This window comes from Mycobacterium mantenii, assembly GCF_010731775.1.
Lineage (GTDB): Bacteria > Actinomycetota > Actinomycetes > Mycobacteriales > Mycobacteriaceae > Mycobacterium > Mycobacterium mantenii.
Genome location: NZ_AP022590.1, coordinates 714,325 through 731,354, shown reverse-complemented (window position 1 = coordinate 731,354; position 17,030 = coordinate 714,325). Strand labels below are relative to the sequence as shown.

Genomic DNA, 17,030 nt, shown 5'->3' with positions numbered 1-17,030 from the left:
GCCTGCGCTACGTCGGCATACGGAGCGGATCAATCGGGCTCCGCCATGAACTCACGCAGCGGATGGTTGTTTTCGCGAATGTTTTTCAGCGTGGCGCTGCCTCCGTGCCCCGGTAGTACGAGTACCTCGCCTCCCACGCGGCTGAACAGGCGGCGCAGCGAGCGGCGAAGCGTCGGCGAGTCTTCGCCGGGCAATTGAGACAGACCGACACGTTTGGCATAGAGCGAGTCTCCCGAGAACAAAAATCCGTCCACTTCGATCACGGCGCTGCCCGGCGTATGACCTGGCGCTGAGTGAAACAGGAAAGATCGCCCCGCGCACTCCAGACGTGAATCCTCGCCCTCCAACAGCTGAAATTCCGGCAGCTTGATGCGCTGTTCGACCTTGAAGGCAGCCATCAAGAAGTTGGACATCTTGGCCGCTTTCACATCGGCCGCGTGCAGATATACAGGGATGTGATGGTGCGATTGCAACTCAGCCGCTCCGCCCACGTGGTCGAAGTGACCGTGGGTGCACAACACGGCCTCGGGGACCCAGCCGGCATCATTCAGCATCTGCTTCAACGAAGCAGAATCCAGGCCGGGGTCGACGACCACGCAGTGACCTGGGGTTCCCGAAGCCAAGAGGTAGGTATTGGAAGGAAAGCCCTGATTCGCGACAACACGCAGGGTGTCGGTATCAATGGTCATTTCTCTGTCATGCTGCCTCGGCGCAGCCATTCGACATGCTCCCCGTCAATCGTGTTCGAGCGCGACGCAACCATCTCAATGCACCCCGCCCAAGTACACCGTTTGTGCGGTGATGCACTCGCTGCCGGGTCCGCAGAAGAAATCGAGCACATGCGCCACATCTTGACGTGTGGCCATGCGCGCAAGCGGCAGAGCGGCGATCACGGCATCGACCTTATCGCGAGGCAGCTGCCTCAACATGTCAGTTTCGAAGGCCGTGATGCCCATCGTGTTGCAAGTGATGTTCGTTGTGGCCAGTTCCTTCGCCATGACGTTGGCGAGGGTGGTGATTGCAGCCTTAGTCGCAGCATAGACCGAGTCGCCCATGGGCTCGAGGCTCACAGCCATCGAGCTGACGCCGACGATGCGGCCCCATTTACCTTTGCGCATGAGCTTCGCAGCCTCGCGCGAAACCAGGAACGCACCTACGAGGTTGGTGTCCACCATCGCTCTGGCTGAAGCGGCCGGCAATATCATCGCGTACTGCGAAGTCAGCACAGCGGCGTTGTTGACGCAGATATCCAGCTTGCCGAAGCGTTTGCGGATTTGTTCGAAACCACCGCTGACTGAACCCGGATCGCCTACGTCCACCGCCACGTCGAAGCGGCGGTCCGACCTAGGCACGTCATCGACATGACGACTGAAGCCCACTACCTGGGCCCCCCGCTGCTCGAAGTGATCGGCAATCACCGCGCCTAGGCCCCGGCGTGCGCCAGTCACCAGCACCACCTTGTCGTCGTACCGCACTGACATCGTCGTTGCTCAATCGCCCAGCAGTTCGAGCATGTAGGCAGTCAGGGTCGATACGCTGACAAAAGGAACCGGATCGCGCTCCATAGCCTTATCGTCGGTCAGACTCACGGGCTGGCTGAACTCATCGGCGGACAGGGTCTCGATATCGACCATGACCGACACCAACTCCAGTGAATTCAAGAGCGCATCGGGACCGAAGAGGGGCGTGTCAGGGCCGATGTCGATCTGCTCGTCGGGGGCACGCTCCTTGTTCAGCGTTTGCAGGGCCTGAAAGATGATGCTTTCGACTGCGTCTTGCTTGCTCATACTTGGACTCCATGGATCTCATGTTCTTACCGGTGAACTGCCCACACTGCCCAGCCGGGGCCCGGAGCGAGGACTTCCAGGAAGGCGCTACCAAGTGCAACTCAGTTCGTCTTCCTCGCCGCCTTGATAAAGACGTCCATCTTGGGTTTCGCTCTTACTCGGTACTCCTCGGCCAGCAAACCGAAAATTACCGCGTCCTGGAACTTGCCATTAATGAAATAGTGATTTCGCAACCGTCCCTCTTCGGTCATACCCATGAATTTCTGCCACTTGATCATGAGCACGTTGTCGGACGCGACGGACCCATGTACTCGTTGTAACCCCAGCTTGACGAAGGCCAACTCGTAGACGAGCTTCATAGCCTCGACCGCTACCGGCACCCCGCGGACTGCCTCTTCATCCCCGATCAAGAAGCGTCCGGGCTCAGCACGCCCGTGAGTGATGTCGATGCCGGTTAGTGAGACCATACCTACGGGACGACCATCTTTTAGCTCAATGACGAAGTTATATTCCGAGTCTGGTCGCGTGGAGATCCATTTCGCTTGTTGCTCCAGGCACTGCGGAGCGGCATTCAAGTTGGCCGCGCGCGCACTTTGACGCCACGCAAGTGTGAGCGATGCATCGTCCACGGATAATGGCCGCAGGGTGACGAACTCGCCCTCAAGGATGACATCGGCCATGGGGCTCAGCGCTCCGGAGTACACACCATGGCCATCGCGCCCGGCACGGGCACACCCCGATTCGGGGCTGGGTAGGCGTTGGCGAAGTAGTAGTGCTCCACGTGGAGGCCTGCGTCTGCGGCCTGAACCAGTACCTCCTCGGCATTTCTGTAGAGGTAGATGTGGTCGGCATTGGCCGCATTGAGCGCGGCCGTGATGAAGAGCTTGCCGTCGGAGTTAGTCATGTTTTTCAGGGCTCGCATCAGGGCCACAGGGTCTTCGAGGTGTTCGAGCACCTCCACACAGATCACGTGGCCCAGTTGGTCTTCTGGCGGATGCTCGATGACGTCGCGCAAGTTCGTGTTGTAGCGACCTAGCAGCCCAAAGGCCTCGAGGTGAGCGCGGGTGAAGCGCACCGAGACCGGGCTCAAATCGTAGCCAAAGCCTTCCGCGGCCGGCACCGTCTGCAAGGCGATGCGCGAGTATACGCCGGTGCCGATGCCGACCTCGGCGAAACGCGGGTGGGCCTGCTTAGCCATCGATGGCAAGAAGAACCGATGAAAGTACTGTAATTGCAGATAGTGATGGGACCACAGGTAGTGAGACAGCAGGAGTCCCGGCAGGTATTGCGTCTGCATGTATTCGTCGTTCAGGTAAACCTCCTGCGCAGCTTCGGCGAAAGTCTTGGCAGGGTATTCGCGCTCCTTTTCGAAGCGACGTTGGCGGCGCATTGAGTCCACCGCGAAGGCTGCGTAACCCTTGACCGCATCGCCCATCGCGGCAGGGTCGGGGTAGACGTGAGCTAAGAGCTGCTCGAAGGCGGCGTCCCACACGGGGCCGAACTCGGCGCTCGCGCGCTCAATACTGCCGCGCGCGAAACGGGCCTGATCCTCGATAAGGGCCTGTGCGGCCTGGGTGTACTCGCGGGTCATCGGTTGAATCCCGTCCTCATCGATTCCAATCAGGCTGTTGCCCTTGGGCTCAGCGAGAGCCGGGCTCGTTGGGTCGTTGGCATCGTATAGCGTCTTCACGCTGGAAAGGCCGGCTATGTTGATCCCCCGCGTGGTCCATCATGTCAAATCAAGCGGCGCTTCTCGAAGAATCCGGCCGATGCACTCATCACCGCCGGGCCGCGTTGTCTAATCGACCCCGATCGCAGCCTCACCGTGTCACAACGCCTTCCAGAGCCGTCCTCGCCGAGGCGCGAACGGTGTTGCCGCCTCGTGAGACGATGTACCGGCTGTCAGCGAACACTGCCGCGACGGCGTACTTCGACACTCACCCCGCGAACACCGCGGCGACGCCGCAGCTCGATGATCACGTTACGACGCGGCAAGAGTCGGAGCAGTACGGCGTTAGGAGGGGGCATATGGTCCCGGAAATCCTCGCTGAAATCGTTGAATGCCGTCCGGAAAGCATGTTCGCTCGCGCGATACGCATCGTAGACACGATCTAGTGCAGACTCTTTCCAGGGCTCGTCCCGTGCGGCCGATTGCGTCACTTCATACACAGTGGACACCCAGTCTGTGCCGAATGGCTCGGCTACTGGGCCGTAGGCTCGATTGCGATGGAGATTTTTCGTGAGAAAGTTGTCCACTGCGCACTCATCCCGGTTAGCGAGGTTGATTTTAAGTGCGGCGGAAATGCGTTTTACTTCGCGACGCCAGTCCTGGAGGAGATTGGCGTACTCGACAAACACGCGCGGCATTCCACGCGTGTTCCTCTCGGCCAGCAGGTTGTACTTGAGCCACATGGCGCTCGGAAGTGCATTCGGAAGCTCAGGCGAAACTCTACGGCTCGCCGCAACCGAGGCGATGACCTCTTGGGGATGCCGTAAGGCGATCACGGCCGCGATGTCGAATCCTGTCTGACGCGCTGCGTCGAACCACATCTCTGACAATGCAGTTATGTAGAGGTCTTTGATGACCACGAGCGACGAGTACGGCAGCGTGGTGAGAAACGCCTTGACTTCCTCGATGAAGGCAGTCTTCTCTTCGACATCGAGTGCGCCCTCTTCCTGCAGACGCAGTGACGGGTCAGCGTCAGTGCTGTAGTGGCGACGCAGCATGCGGCCGTTGAGATGATGGGTTTCGCGCGGCTCCCAATAGCCACGCGGATTGAAGGAGTCGGCTAACTCGAGCTGCCCCGGCAGCGCACCGCCGCACAGCGAGAGAACCCGCGTGAGCGCCGACGTTCCAGACCGAGGCATGCCCAGAACGAAGAGAGCGACCGGTCGGCGCGCGGTCCCAGTCGGCATAACAGGGATGGTCACGAGTACGTCCGTGCAAGCGAAATCGCATGCGAGGCTATGATGCGAGACCGACCGTGGAACGCTTCAAAAGGTATTTCGCGCAGAACGAACGGCACAGCGCAAAACGGTGGGACGTGCGCAAGTGTGGCCGCGTGGATTTGATCGAACTTCAAACCCGCCCAACAAGACGAATGAGACAGTGCGGCACGGCATGAAGCAGTGGGTCGACGCATGCTCATCGGTGAATTATGTTACGCGAGCGTCAGATACAAACGCAAGAGAGGGCCTTCGTTTAGGAGCGACCGGAACGTCACGCCCGCAATGCATTACGCGTAAAGTGCGAGATCAAAGCGCCTTGTCTTTGTCAGACTGAAGACGAAAACGATCTGCAGGCGTCGACCACGCGGGAAACATCCTCGTCCGATAGATGAGGACCTATAGGGAGGCTGAGGTGAGTCCGCGCCGCTTCTTCCGTGATGGGAAAGGCCCCCTCTCCAAGTTCTAGTTGAGCAAACGCACCCGATCTGTGCGGCGGGATCGGATAATGGACCAAAGTCTGAATCCCTCTGGCAGCCAGATGCTTTTGCAATTCATCACGAGATGCATGGTCGACGACGTAGAGATGCCAGACGTGCTCCCGGTCGGGGCCGACTTCGGGCAAACGGAGGCCGGGGACATCGGCGAGCTCGTCGCTGTAACGCGCTGCGATCGCTTGACGGCGAGCATTCCATCTATCGAGATGCTGCAATTTGATGCGCAGCGTCGCGGACTGAATCTCGTCGAGTCGCGAGTTTGCCCCCAGAAGGTCGTGTACATATTTTTGGCTGCTGCCATAGTTGCCGAGTGACCTAACACGAGCAGCGATTGTTGCATCGTCGGTGGTCACCGCACCCCCATCACCAAGGGCCCCAAGGTTTTTGCCGGGGTAGAAACTCCAGGCCACTGCATTGCTGTGAGCGCCGATGCGCCGACCACCATAGCGTGCCCCATGCGCCTGTGCCGCATCCTCTACTACCGCCAGCCCGTGTTTCTTCGCCGCTTCCAGCAGCTCTGAGAGGTCTGCCGGCTGGCCAAAGAGGTGCACCGGGACAAGCGCACGAGTACGGGAAGTAATCGCGTCCGCTACCCGAGCCGGATCAATGTTCCATTGGCCAACAACCGGCTCCACGCCTATCGGACGCGCGCCGGTGCGCGCCACCGCGATCCATGTCGCGACAAAAGTGTGTGCCGGAACGATGACTTCATCGCCGGCGCCAATTCCGAGCGCTTGTAGGGCAAGGGTAATAGCGTCCAAGCCATTGCCAACCCCAACCGCATGTTGGGCGCCGGTGAAGGCGGCGAACTCGTGTTCAAAAGCACTTGTCTCATCGCCGAGTACGTACCAGCCGCTGCGCACGACGCGGTCCACAGCTTCCAGCAATGGCGCTTCGAGCTCGCGCGTCGCCGCGCGAACATCGAGAAAGGGCACGGCAGCAGGAGCGTTAGTCATGGGGTTTCCTTGCTTGAACATTCGAGGCACATTCGATGCGCCGCTCAACCGACGTCCCTCCCGTTCCCCGGACTACGGGCGGCGGACAAAAAGTCTTCGTAGTCGCGGATGTAGTCGCCTTCGTCGTAAGGAAGCGAGGCGAACACCAGACATATCGCTCCGGTGCAGAACCCGGTGATCTCTCTCCAAATCATGCTTGGTAGGTAGAGGCCATAATACGAACGGTCGAGCGAAACCGTTCGCTGGTTCTCGCCGTCATCAAGGGTGACCGCAAACGAACCCGAGGCCGCAACGATGAGCTGTTGCAGCTCTCGATGCGCGTGACCCCCACGCTCGGCTCCGCCGGGGACGTCGTACAGGTAGTAAACGCGTTTGATCGCGAAAGGCACGTGGACCCCACCATAGAGGGGCGAGAGGTTGCCGCTGGAACTTTCGATCCTTTCAAGATCTACCAGCTTGCATTCGTCAACGCGGCTCATTGGGTGTTCCGGAGTCGCAGAAAGTCTTCGTAATCCCGCACGTAATCCCCGGGCTCGTAGGGAACAGAGGCAAGGACGAGTGCCACCGAATTTGTTGAGAAGTTGATCATTTCTCGCCAGATGAGATTTGGTACCAACAACGCGTGGTAGGAGCGATTCAAGGTATACCGAACTTGATGAGATCCATCGTCCAGCATGACTTCAAAACTCCCAGAGAGCGCAACGATCAGCTCTTGACCAGTTCGATAAGCGTGCCCCCCTCGGAGCGAACCGCCTGGGACGTCGTAGATCCAGAAAGCTCTCTCTATCTCGAACGGCAGATGGCTGCTCGATTCGATGAAGGTGAGGTTTCCGCGCGGATCGTGGATCTTGGGTAGGTCGATCAATTTGCAGTCGTGAGCGCTGATCATGGGCGACCTGGGAGGAGTGCGTCCAATCCGCGGGCAGAAGCGGGAGCAAGTGTTGCGCGGGGGCACCCGTCAGGGGTGCAGCCTAGACTGCATAAGCTGCCCAACGTTCGCCTTTGCAGTTCGCCCGCTTTTGCCCCACAGCGTTGAGGCGAAATCATTTGCGCTACGTCCTCCCGCAAAGCGACCGACTTGTGCCGTGATACCGCGAGCTCAAGAAATAAGCTTCGAAATAAGGGGGTTCCGCAAATCCACTTCCGTCCGCTATCTACGCGAAAAAATGAAAGCGTGGTTCTCAAAATTTTGAAGCCTGTCGAACCTGCCGCAATTCTTTTTGTACTTCAGCTTAAAGCCAAGCTGCGCAGCCTTTGACTCGAGCTCGGCGTCGGTAATACCCCATTGCCAGATACCTGGGAAGTCACGCCATGTCCTATCCATTTCCGGGTGCATCTCATCGATTTTTTGGAAGAGGTTGGCGTACTCCTCGACACGGCGGCTATGAGGAACATTACGAAAATATTCTTTCTCACCCAAATCCAACAATCTGACTGTCTTTCTAGAGCCTGTCCATTGTTGGTTGTAAATCAATAATGAGTTCGCCTTTTCGGCGTACATCTCCAGGACGGCGTCCCAGTCGGGCGAAACCTGGTGCAGCAGTACGTCAAACAGAAAAACGGCATCCACATCACCGACTTTGTCGGCGACCGCTTGATCGCCGAAATTACCGCTGATCAAACGCAGTTGCGGATATGACTTCGCTCGCGCGCTGACAGTCGGTGTCACATTCAGGTCAACCAGTGCCGCGTCCTTTATCTGATGCTTGTCGAGCGCATGGAACGTATATGCACCCTCCACTCTCCAAACAGCTCCCAAATCCGCGAATGATTCGATGCGAAGGGACGTGAATGCTCGATCTATAAGTTCGATTTTGTCTTTATTAACTACCCGTCGAGCAAGTTGAAACACTATCTAGCCTCCCAAAACGATCGCCTACTGGTAGATAGACGCAATACGTCTCATCCGAGCGGCCGCATTGCACTAACCACGGGCTCACCCTACAGGCCAAGTGGTGCGATCTCCGGCTTTTGGTTCAACGGGTCCTGCGCATGGTGGATGCGAGAGCGCAGCCTGCACATCGTCGACGTACAAGCGATTCTTTTTCTACGCGTTGAAAGCAGAGACCGAGATCGCACGGGTTGACCGGCGCCCGGCTCGCGCACGTACGCGGGTTCGCTCGCCATCCCGGACACATTGGGCCATTCGGTGCTGTCGCTGTACTGCTGCTGGTAAGCGGCCTGGACACCCCAGACGCGCCCACGAGTGCCAGTAAACGATAACGGACGGCTGTCGACTCCCCTTGGGGCACAATACGCAGACGACCAGAAGGGTGAGCATGGCCTCCACAGACGACGACACCTATGAGCAAGCTCCACCACTGACCGCCGCCACACAATCTCCCGCAATCGAGTCGGGGTCGGTTGCTGGCGATGCCGCGGCTGGTGATCAACGCCCGCAGAAGGGATTTCGCCCAGACATCGAGGGCTTACGTGCTGTTGCGGTGTTGGCCGTTGTCCTCTTTCATTGCAGTGCGCCTGGAGTCGGCGGCGGGTTCGTCGGTGTGGACGTGTTCTTCGTCATCTCGGGCTTCTTGATTACCGGGATGCTCTGGCGCGAGGCGAGCACCGCCGGGACCGTCCGACTGCTCCGCTTCTATGGGGCGCGGGCCCGCCGGCTACTGCCGGCGTCGGCCACGGTCGGCGTCGTTACTGCGATTGCCTCGGCTGTGCTGTTATCCCCGCTAGAGGTCAAGGACGTTATCCGTGACGGCATTGCGAGCGCGCTCTATGTCGGCAACTATCGATTCGCGCTGCAAGGTATCGACTACTTTCACATAAGTAACCTGTCGCTCTCGCCCTTCCAGCATTACTGGTCTCTGGGCGTCGAGGAGCAGTTCTACATCCTTTGGCCAGCGTTGATTATCGGTACGGCCTGGCTCATCCGGCGTTCGCGCCAGCGCGCCGGGGCCGCACACGCCGCGTCCTCGGTAACTCCGTACGTGGTGACTCTTGCCCTCGTCGCCGCCGTATCGTTTGCCATGTCGTGGGTTACTACCCAGACGGCGCCTCCTGTGGCGTTCTTTTCGTTGCACACCCGGGCGTGGGAGTTGGCCATGGGCGGTCTGGTGGCCCTCACGACCGCGAGATGGCGGCGACTACCGGCATTCCCAGCCGTGATCGTGGGATGGGTGGGCCTAGCCTTAATCTTGTTCGCCTGCAACCAATTAGACGGGACCACGCCCTATCCGGGTAGCGCCGCGCTGCTGCCAGTGCTCGGCACCACGTTGGTGATCGGCGCCGGCTGTGCCGCAGCTTCTCGAGGATGCGGCCGCGTCCTGGCGTTGCGACCGATGCGAGCGATCGGCCGGTTGTCGTATTCGTGGTATCTGTGGCACTGGCCGGTGCTGTTGCTCGCAACGCCGTTGCTGGGCCGTCCGTTGGGCCCGATAGATGGCCTGGCAGCGGTTCTCGTCTCCTTGGGGCTGGCTGTGCTCACACTGCGCCTCATCGAGAATCCGTTCCGGTACGCCGCTTCGTTCCGCCAGTCGGCCGGCCGCAGTCTTGCGCTGGGCGGTGTCGCCACCGCGGTGGCGGTCTGTGTGGGCGTGGTGTTGCTGATGGTCATTCCGACCCCGGTCGGCCACGGCCCGGCGGCCCCGGCCCTGCGGCTGACCGCAGGGCCTCCACCCACAGGTCGAAACATTGAGCCCTATGACGCAGCGGTTCAGCAGGTTTTTGCGCAAGTTCAGGCTGCCGTGTCGGCATCCGTCAACCTGAGGGCCGTGCCGTCAAACCTCGATCCGTCGCTCGTAGGCGCAACACACGAAAAAGCACCGGCCGGCTTAGAGAACTGCCTTCGCAACCTGTTAGAAGTCGACCAGCCTGAGTGTGCGACGGGCGACACTGCTTCGAAGACCACGGTGGCCCTGGTCGGCGACTCGAATGCCTACAGTTGGAGTCCGGCGTTCCAGCAGGTCGCCTCGGAGCGGCACTGGCGGCTGGAGGTCCTGACCAAGGGCGCCTGCCCCATGCTGGACCTGCCCATCCAGATTTTCGGTCAACGAAACTACACCGAGTGCGAGCAGTGGCGTAGTCGTATCATCGCCCGGTTGCGGAGCGAGCATCCGCGGCTGGTGGTGCTAGGTATGTTGCGCCACGGCGGCACGGGTTCTCCGCCCTACGGCCCGGCGTGGACGGACAGCTTGAAGCGCCTGGTGGAGCAGCTGCGGGAAACCGGCGCGGACGTGTTGGTGGTCGGGCCAACCCCGGATCTGCACTCGAAGGTGCCCGACTGCCTGTCCGTCCACCTCGACGACGCGACGGCTTGCTCGTCGGCAAGGTCGACGGCGGTTAATCAAACTGGGATCGCAGCTGAGAGCACCGCCTCCATAGCCGGCGGTGGGCAATACGCCGAAGTCACCGAATTGTTCTGCGCTGCCAACCGTTGCCCGCCCATTGTGGGCAACACTCTTGTATACGAGGACGAATTCCATCTGACGCCCGAATACGCCCGGCTCATGGCGCCGGCCATGGGTGCGCTGGCCGACCGCACACTTGCCCTTGGCTGACACGCTGCGCTCTTGAGCGGGTCGGACCGCGGGCAGGGCATGGGGGTTCTGTCCAGTCGGGGCACCGACTTGGTCGCGTGCCGCCGACGTGGGTGCTCTGTCGCGGGTTAGCCGGCCAAATTTCTGCCGAGGGACGTTCTGCAAAGGCTGAATAGACCGCTGTCGGTAGGCGCGCAGAATGCTTTTTCCCCGGTATCGCGAGCTAGTTCACGAGGTTGACAATAACCACCGCCGCCGTGGCGTGAACCGGCGGCGAGTGGCATCGCATTCGCGTCTTGTCCGGGGCGGCCACGATGCGCGACGTCGTTGCGCGCCAAGGTGCGCAGTGCTCGCCCGGATTCTCGGATTCAGTATGGAGTAGTTGCATCAAGTGACTTGGCCGGTGTCAAGAAAAATCACGTTGGGCCAGTATCCGCACCGCGGTCCTTAACCCACGGCGCGCGACTCATCCCTCCGTAGTACGCGACTTATACACCCGAAAACGCCACGAACCAGCTGACGAATTAGAAATACTCGAGTAGAGATACTCGAGTAGAGATACCGTCTCCGCCATCGCCTACGCAGTGATCACGGAAAGGACTCGTCGTGAAGTTCGCCCTAGCCAGCTATGGAACTCGCGGCGATGCCGAACCCTGCACCGCGATCGGCCGCGAACTGCAGCGCCGGGGGCATGACGTGCGCATGGCCGTCCCGCCCAACCTGGTGCCCCTCGTCGAGTCGGCCGGACTGTCCGCGGTCGCGTACGGGCCGGATCAGCAGGACGGCTTTTGGGACACCGACTTCCTCGGCAAGTTCTGGGACTTCCCGGAGGTCAGAAGGCGGTGGCGGAAAGCCCAAGATTTGCTGGCCGAGTCCTGGGCGGAGATGAGTGCAACCCTGACATCGCTCTGCGACGGCGCCCACCTGGTGTTTACCGGCCCGGGTTTCCCGGGGGTCGCGGCGAACGTGGCCGAATACCTCAACGTCCCGTTGGCCACGATGCATTACTTCCCGATGCGACCCAACGGCCAACTCTCGCCCAATCTGCCGGCGCCGCTGGTGCGCACGGCAATGACGGCACTGGATTGGACGCAGTGGCGGGTGACCAAGAAGGCCGAAGACTCACAGCGCCGTGAATTCGGCCTGCCGCAGGCGAAAGGACCTGCGCCCCAACGGATGGCAGCCCGCGGCGCACTCGAGATCCAAGCCTACGACGAGGTGTGTTTCCCGGGGCTGGCCCACGAATGGGCGGATTGGAATGGCCAACGGCCGTTTGTCGGGACGCTGACGATGGAGTTGACGACGGACGCCGACGACGACGTCTCGTCGTGGATCGCGGCTGGAACGCCCCCGATCTGTTTCGGCTTCGGCAGCACGGCGGTAGCGTCTCCGGCCGACACGATCAACATGATCGCAAAGGCTTGCACGCAGCTGGGCGAGCGGGCGCTGGTGTGCTCGGGCAAAACCGACTTCAGCGCTGCCGCACAGTTCGACCACGTCAAGGTGGTGGGCCCGGTGAATTACGCAACGGTCTTTCCCGCCTGCCGTGCGGTTGTGCACCACAGCGGCGCGGGCACCACGGCCGCCGGCCTGCGCGCCGGCGTCCCCACGTTGAGCCTCTGGAGTTTGAGCGATCAAAAGATCTGGGCCGGCCAGATCCAACGATTGAAAGTTGGCCTGGCCCGGCCCTTTTCGGAGACGACCCAGGAATCGCTGATCGCCGACCTGGCACAGATCCTCACTCCGGAATACGCCACCCGCGCCCGCGCGATCTCAGCGCGAATGACCAGACCTGCCGAAAGCGTTGAGAACGCCGCCAACCTCTTGGAGAAGTTCGCCGGGTAAGCTGCGCGGACTGGTTGCCGAAGACAGTCTTTACAAACGGTAATCCAGATTTCACAACGCATTACGGAAGCCGAAGTACGCTCACCTCAATTGCTGGTTCCCCTGCACTTCAAACCCGGCGCACCTCAACGCTTGCTCGATGTGCGGTCAGATTCCGCCATGGCTATAATTGACCAAAGCGTCAGTAACGTACCTCGTCGCATCCCCCTGGGTCGCCCGGTACGTAACCGCTGTGGGAACGGCATCGTTTCGCAAATATTTTGTTCGCTGCTCAACGGCAGGGTGCCGTTCGACCGCGGCGCAGCCGCCGCGCAACAGAGAGGCTCCCAGTGACCGCACGGCAAACAACCGGCCGGCCCAGGGTCAGCGTGGTGTCGACCACCCACAACCAGCAGGCCTACGTCCGCGACGCATTGGACAGCTTCCTCGCCCAGCAGACCGAATTTCCGGTGGAGGTCATCGTTGCCGACGACGCCTCGACCGACGCCACACCACACATAATCCAGGGCTACGCCGACCGCCACCCGCACCTGTTCCGGCCGATCCTGCGGTCCACCAACCTCGGCCTCAACGCGAACCTGACCGGCGCCCTATCGGCCGCACGTGGTGAATACATCGCGCTGTGCGAGGGGGACGACTACTGGGTCGACCCGCTGAAACTAAGCAAACAAGTGGCGTTACTCGACCAGAACCCGGACACGGCAGTGTGTTTCCATCCGGTTCAGGTCGTCTGGACTGACGACCGCGCCGAGGACGAGAAGCTTGTGCACGCCATGTACCGCAAGTTCGAAGAGGTGTTCATGCCGAAATTTCCGCCGCCTTTTCGGGCCGGCGACCTCAGCCTCGAGACGTTGCTCTCCCGCAACTTCATCCAGACCAATTCGGTGATGTACCGCCGCCTCCCCCGCTACGACGACATTCCGACCGACGTCATGCCCCTGGACTGGTACCTGCACGTCCGTCACGCCGCCGAAGGCGAAATCGCCATGCTGCCGGAGACCATGGCCGTCTACCGTCGCCACCCGCGCGGCATGTGGTACAAGTCCGTCACCGACCCCGCAACATTCTGGCGGACGCAAGGTCTCGCGCACGCGGCGACTTTGGACGCCATGCTCGAGGTCGTCTCCGGCGACCCACTGCGCGAAGAGATCGTGGCCAAAAACGCCAACTGGGTGCTCCGCGCGATCGCCAAACAGGTTCCAGATCCCGAAGGCCAAGCACTCCTGGTGCAAACCACCGCCGAGTACCCGCGGATCGCCACGCTGGCCCTGCAGAACCGCTGGACCAAAACGCCCGGCGGCCGCCTCAAGAAGTTGCGACGCAAGCTCACCGGCCGTGCCGCTGCCACCGAAACCGGCGCGGGACGCGGAGATGACGAGCGGCTGAGCGCCTGACGATGACCGCCACCAAAGATCCGACGGTCGCTTACCTCGGCTGGCACGGGCTGGGCAATCTCGGCGACGACGCGATCTATGACGCGGTTCGGGGCCAGCTGGTCGGGGCGACCTTCCTCGATCTACCGCGCCTTCCGCACCAGTTGATGTATGCAACCGCAACGGCCGCAATGGGTTTGAACCGATCGCTGCGGCGCAGCCGGCAAGTCGTGGGTGGCGGCACGCTCGTCGGACGGAGCCAGTGGCGGCTGCTGGTCAATCGCGGTTTGGCGCTCACCAAAGACAAGGGGAGCTACGCGATCGGTGTTGGCGTCGAAGATCCGGTCTTCGGCGGACGCAATAGCGGCTCGGGCAAAAACGAGCTCCAGCGCTGGGCGCCGATACTCTCCAAATTCCGTACCGTGTCCGTGCGGGGGCCGCGAAGCGCTGAGCTGTTGTGCGATATCGGGCTGAACGTCGAGGTATCCGGCGACCCGGCGCTGCTTCTCCCCCGACCCGACGTCACTCCCGAAGACGGCCTGATCGGAGTGAATCTCGGCTTCGGCGACGACCTTTGGGGACACGACCCGGTGCAGCTGGCGGACGAGATAGCCGTCGCCGCCAAGCACCTGTCATCGCACGGCTACCGCCTCGTCGGGATACTGATGAATCCGGAAGACAGACGCTGGACCGAACTGGCGCTGCGAGATATTCCGGGCGCACAGCTGGTGGTCCCGACCGACGCCGGTGCTGCCGCGAGAGAACTGGCCCGCTGTTCTGCGGCCATCGTCACGCGACTTCACGCGAGCGTTTTGGCGTCTCTGTCCGATACACCTGTCGTTTCGCTTGAGTATCAACCGAAGTGCCGGGACTTCGCGCTCGCTATCGATGATGAACGGTCACTGATTCGAACCGATGAAGTCAGTAGCGCCGCCGTGGTCGACCGGGTACTCGACGCGATCGCGAACTCATCGGACATCCGACGCAGGAAGCGCGCCGCGGTCGCGGGCCTGAAACAACGCCTTCACAACGAGTACGGCGCTCTCGCAGCGGAGTTGGGTCTCGCGTCGTGATGCCGCTACGAAAAGCGTTGAAAATCAATTGGGTCAAACGCGGCGGCCGCATCGCGGACCTCCCCCGACGATTACCACCCGCGGCGCGCAAAGCCGAGATCGAATCATCGGCGCTGTCAACAAACAAGATTGGTGCCCTGCCCTTGGCTGAGGCCTACGGCCAGCCGGGTGCCACCCGGAAACCCAAACAGGTCCGGGCCGCGTCGTGGCAGGGCGACCTGTACGCCTACCTGGTGGGGTGGCACGACCCCGGGGTCGTGGTGGAGTTCGGATCGGCGTTCGGGGTGTCCGGGATGTACTTGTCCTCGGCGCTTCGGCGGGGCCGGATGTATTCGTTCGAGATCAACCCGGCCTGGGCCGACATCGCGGAACGAAACATCAGTTCCGTCACCGACCGCTACACGCTGACCCGGGGTGCCTTCGAAGACCACGTGGACGACATTCCCGCCCCGATCGACGTGGCCCTGGTGGACGGCATCCACACCCATGATTTCGTGACGCGGCAATGGCAGATCCTCAAGCCGCGAATGGCGCCGGGAGGGTGGGTGCTGTTCGATGACATCGACTTCAACCCCGGTATGCGTCAAGCCTGGCTGGAGATATGTGCCGCGCCCGGCTTGGTGGGGGCGGTCGAGGTGTCAAAACGATTGGGCCTCATCGAGTTGGCCTCTTAGCGGCATCCGGCGCCGCGCCGTTGTGCGCATCGGCCCCGTGCCGCGGCCAGGGCCGGCGATAAGGGTCGATATCCTTGACGTCGCCAACGCTCGGCGACTGTAGGTTAGGACCCTGATGAAGTTTGCCCTGGCGAGTTACGGAACTCGCGGCGACATCGAACCGTCTGCTGCCGTTGGCCTCGAACTGCTGCGCCGGGGGCATGAAGTTCGCATGGCCGTCCCGCCCGAACTCGTCGGCTTCGTCGAGTCAGCCGGGCTGACTGCCGTTCCGTACGGGCCGAAAGTCCAGGAGTTCTTGCACGAGGAATTCCTTCGCAACATGTGGACGGACTTCTTCCGCAATCCGGTCGGGCTGGTGCTCAAAGTTTGGGATCCCCTGATCAAGTACTGGGGCGACGTGAGCGCCACCTTGAAGTCGCTGGCGGACGACGCCGACCTGCTTTCCACGGGCCTGAATTTCGAGCAGGCCGCGGCCAACGTCGCCGAGTATTACGGCATTCCTCTGGCCTCGCTGCATCACTTCCCCATGCGCGCCAACGGCCGGCTCGTGCCGAGTGTGCCTGCGCCGCTGATGCGCTCCACGATGACGACGATCGAATGGCTGTTTTGGCGCGCGACGAAGGACGTCGACAACGCACAGCGCGGTGAACTCGGCCTGCCGAAGGCAACGCATCGCTCGCAGCGACGAATCGCCGAACGCCGATCGCTGGAAATCCAGGCGTACGACGAGATCTTCTTTCCCGGACTGGCGGCCGAATGGGCTCGCTGGGGTGACCGGCGCCCGTTCGTCGGGGCGCTGACCATGGAGTTGCCGACGAACGCCGATGAGGACGTCGCATCGTGGATCGCCTCGGGAACACCGCCGATTTGCTTCGGATCGGGCAGCATCGCGCTCGAATCTGCGGCCGACACGGTCAACATGATCGGCGCGGCCTGCGCACAGTTGGGCGAGCGGGCGCTAATTTGCTTCGGCGGCACCGACTTCAGCGACGTGCCGAGTTTCGACCACGTCAAAGCGGTCGGTGTGGTGAACTACGCGGCGATCTTTCCCGCCTGCCGGGTGATCGTTCACCACGGTGGTTCGGGCACCACGGCGGCAAGCCTGCGCGCGGGAATCCCGACCCTGGCCCTGTGGAGCTCGGCCGATCAACCGTATTGGGCCGCTGCGATCAAACGGCTGAAATTGGGTACGGCCCGGCGTTTTTCGGCCACCTCCGAGAAAACTCTGGTCGCGGACCTGCGCCAGATCCTCGCCCCGGAATACGCCATCCAAGCCCGGGAGTTCGCCGCTCGGATGACCAAACCCGCCGCAGCCATCGAGCGCACCGCCGACCTGTTGGAAACCGCAGTCCGGCGCAAAGTGGCTGACTGAGGCGGGTTTACGTGTCG

The 17,030-nt window shown here is 61.5% G+C and carries 16 protein-coding genes; 6 read left to right on the top strand and 10 right to left on the bottom strand.

The window, feature by feature from the left end; genetic code table 11:
• Positions 1-29: 29 nt before the first annotated feature.
• From G6N50_RS03740 to G6N50_RS03695, 10 genes are all read right to left on the bottom strand, one after another.
• On the bottom strand, positions 30-689 hold the full coding sequence (locus G6N50_RS03740) for an MBL fold metallo-hydrolase (RefSeq protein WP_158086099.1): 660 nt from the start codon (positions 687-689) through the stop codon (positions 30-32).
• 75 nt (positions 690-764) lie between these two features.
• A complete protein-coding gene (locus tag G6N50_RS03735; protein WP_083097498.1) occupies positions 765-1,481 on the bottom strand; it encodes an SDR family NAD(P)-dependent oxidoreductase in 717 nt (238 codons plus the stop codon).
• A gap of 9 nt (positions 1,482-1,490) precedes the next feature.
• Positions 1,491-1,787, bottom strand: coding sequence for a hypothetical protein (locus G6N50_RS03730; RefSeq protein ID WP_083097500.1), 297 nt, complete (start codon positions 1,785-1,787; stop codon positions 1,491-1,493).
• A gap of 101 nt (positions 1,788-1,888) precedes the next feature.
• Complete coding sequence (locus G6N50_RS03725; RefSeq protein ID WP_232068877.1) at positions 1,889-2,467, bottom strand: GNAT family N-acetyltransferase; 579 nt, start codon at positions 2,465-2,467, stop codon at positions 1,889-1,891.
• Between the two features lie 5 nt (positions 2,468-2,472).
• The gene (locus G6N50_RS03720; protein WP_083097503.1) at positions 2,473-3,477 is read right to left on the bottom strand and encodes a class I SAM-dependent methyltransferase; all 1,005 of its coding nucleotides are present in this window, start codon (positions 3,475-3,477) and stop codon (positions 2,473-2,475) included.
• Positions 3,478-3,689: 212 nt separating this feature from the next.
• Positions 3,690-4,703, bottom strand: a complete 1,014-nt coding sequence (locus G6N50_RS03715; RefSeq protein WP_142275670.1) for a sulfotransferase family protein — start codon at positions 4,701-4,703, stop codon at positions 3,690-3,692.
• Positions 4,704-5,061: 358 nt separating this feature from the next.
• Positions 5,062-6,186, bottom strand: coding sequence for a DegT/DnrJ/EryC1/StrS family aminotransferase (locus G6N50_RS03710; RefSeq protein ID WP_142275671.1), 1,125 nt, complete (start codon positions 6,184-6,186; stop codon positions 5,062-5,064).
• Between the two features lie 44 nt (positions 6,187-6,230).
• Complete coding sequence (locus G6N50_RS03705) at positions 6,231-6,665, bottom strand: sugar 3,4-ketoisomerase (protein WP_083097505.1); 435 nt, start codon at positions 6,663-6,665, stop codon at positions 6,231-6,233.
• Positions 6,662-7,075 (bottom strand): sugar 3,4-ketoisomerase, encoded by a 414-nt coding sequence (locus G6N50_RS03700; RefSeq protein WP_083097507.1) that lies wholly within the window; start codon positions 7,073-7,075, stop codon positions 6,662-6,664. The genes G6N50_RS03705 and G6N50_RS03700 overlap by 4 nt, the downstream gene beginning before the upstream one ends.
• Before the next feature lie 261 nt (positions 7,076-7,336).
• A complete protein-coding gene (locus tag G6N50_RS03695; protein ID WP_083097509.1) occupies positions 7,337-8,041 on the bottom strand; it encodes a hypothetical protein in 705 nt (234 codons plus the stop codon).
• Between the two features lie 424 nt (positions 8,042-8,465).
• Between G6N50_RS03695 and G6N50_RS03690 the strand changes: the two genes are divergently transcribed.
• The 6 genes from G6N50_RS03690 to G6N50_RS03665 all read left to right on the top strand — a co-directional run bounded on the left by G6N50_RS03690 (position 8,466) and on the right by G6N50_RS03665 (position 17,013).
• Positions 8,466-10,697 (top strand): acyltransferase family protein, encoded by a 2,232-nt coding sequence (locus tag G6N50_RS03690; protein ID WP_083097578.1) that lies wholly within the window; start codon positions 8,466-8,468, stop codon positions 10,695-10,697.
• A gap of 585 nt (positions 10,698-11,282) precedes the next feature.
• Positions 11,283-12,521 carry a glycosyltransferase gene (locus tag G6N50_RS03685; protein WP_083097511.1) on the top strand — a complete coding sequence of 413 codons (1,239 nt, stop codon included), beginning with the start codon at positions 11,283-11,285 and terminating at the stop codon, positions 12,519-12,521.
• 329 nt (positions 12,522-12,850) lie between these two features.
• Complete coding sequence (locus tag G6N50_RS03680) at positions 12,851-13,915, top strand: glycosyltransferase (RefSeq protein ID WP_232068875.1); 1,065 nt, start codon at positions 12,851-12,853, stop codon at positions 13,913-13,915.
• 2 nt (positions 13,916-13,917) lie between these two features.
• Positions 13,918-14,967: a polysaccharide pyruvyl transferase family protein gene (locus tag G6N50_RS03675; RefSeq protein WP_083097515.1), complete on the top strand. Its 1,050-nt coding sequence runs from the start codon at positions 13,918-13,920 to the stop codon at positions 14,965-14,967.
• A 143-nt stretch (positions 14,968-15,110) separates the two neighbouring features.
• Positions 15,111-15,641, top strand: a complete 531-nt coding sequence (locus tag G6N50_RS03670; RefSeq protein WP_232068874.1) for an O-methyltransferase — start codon at positions 15,111-15,113, stop codon at positions 15,639-15,641.
• A gap of 115 nt (positions 15,642-15,756) precedes the next feature.
• A complete protein-coding gene (locus G6N50_RS03665; RefSeq protein ID WP_083097520.1) occupies positions 15,757-17,013 on the top strand; it encodes a glycosyltransferase in 1,257 nt (418 codons plus the stop codon).
• Positions 17,014-17,030 lie beyond the last annotated feature (17 nt).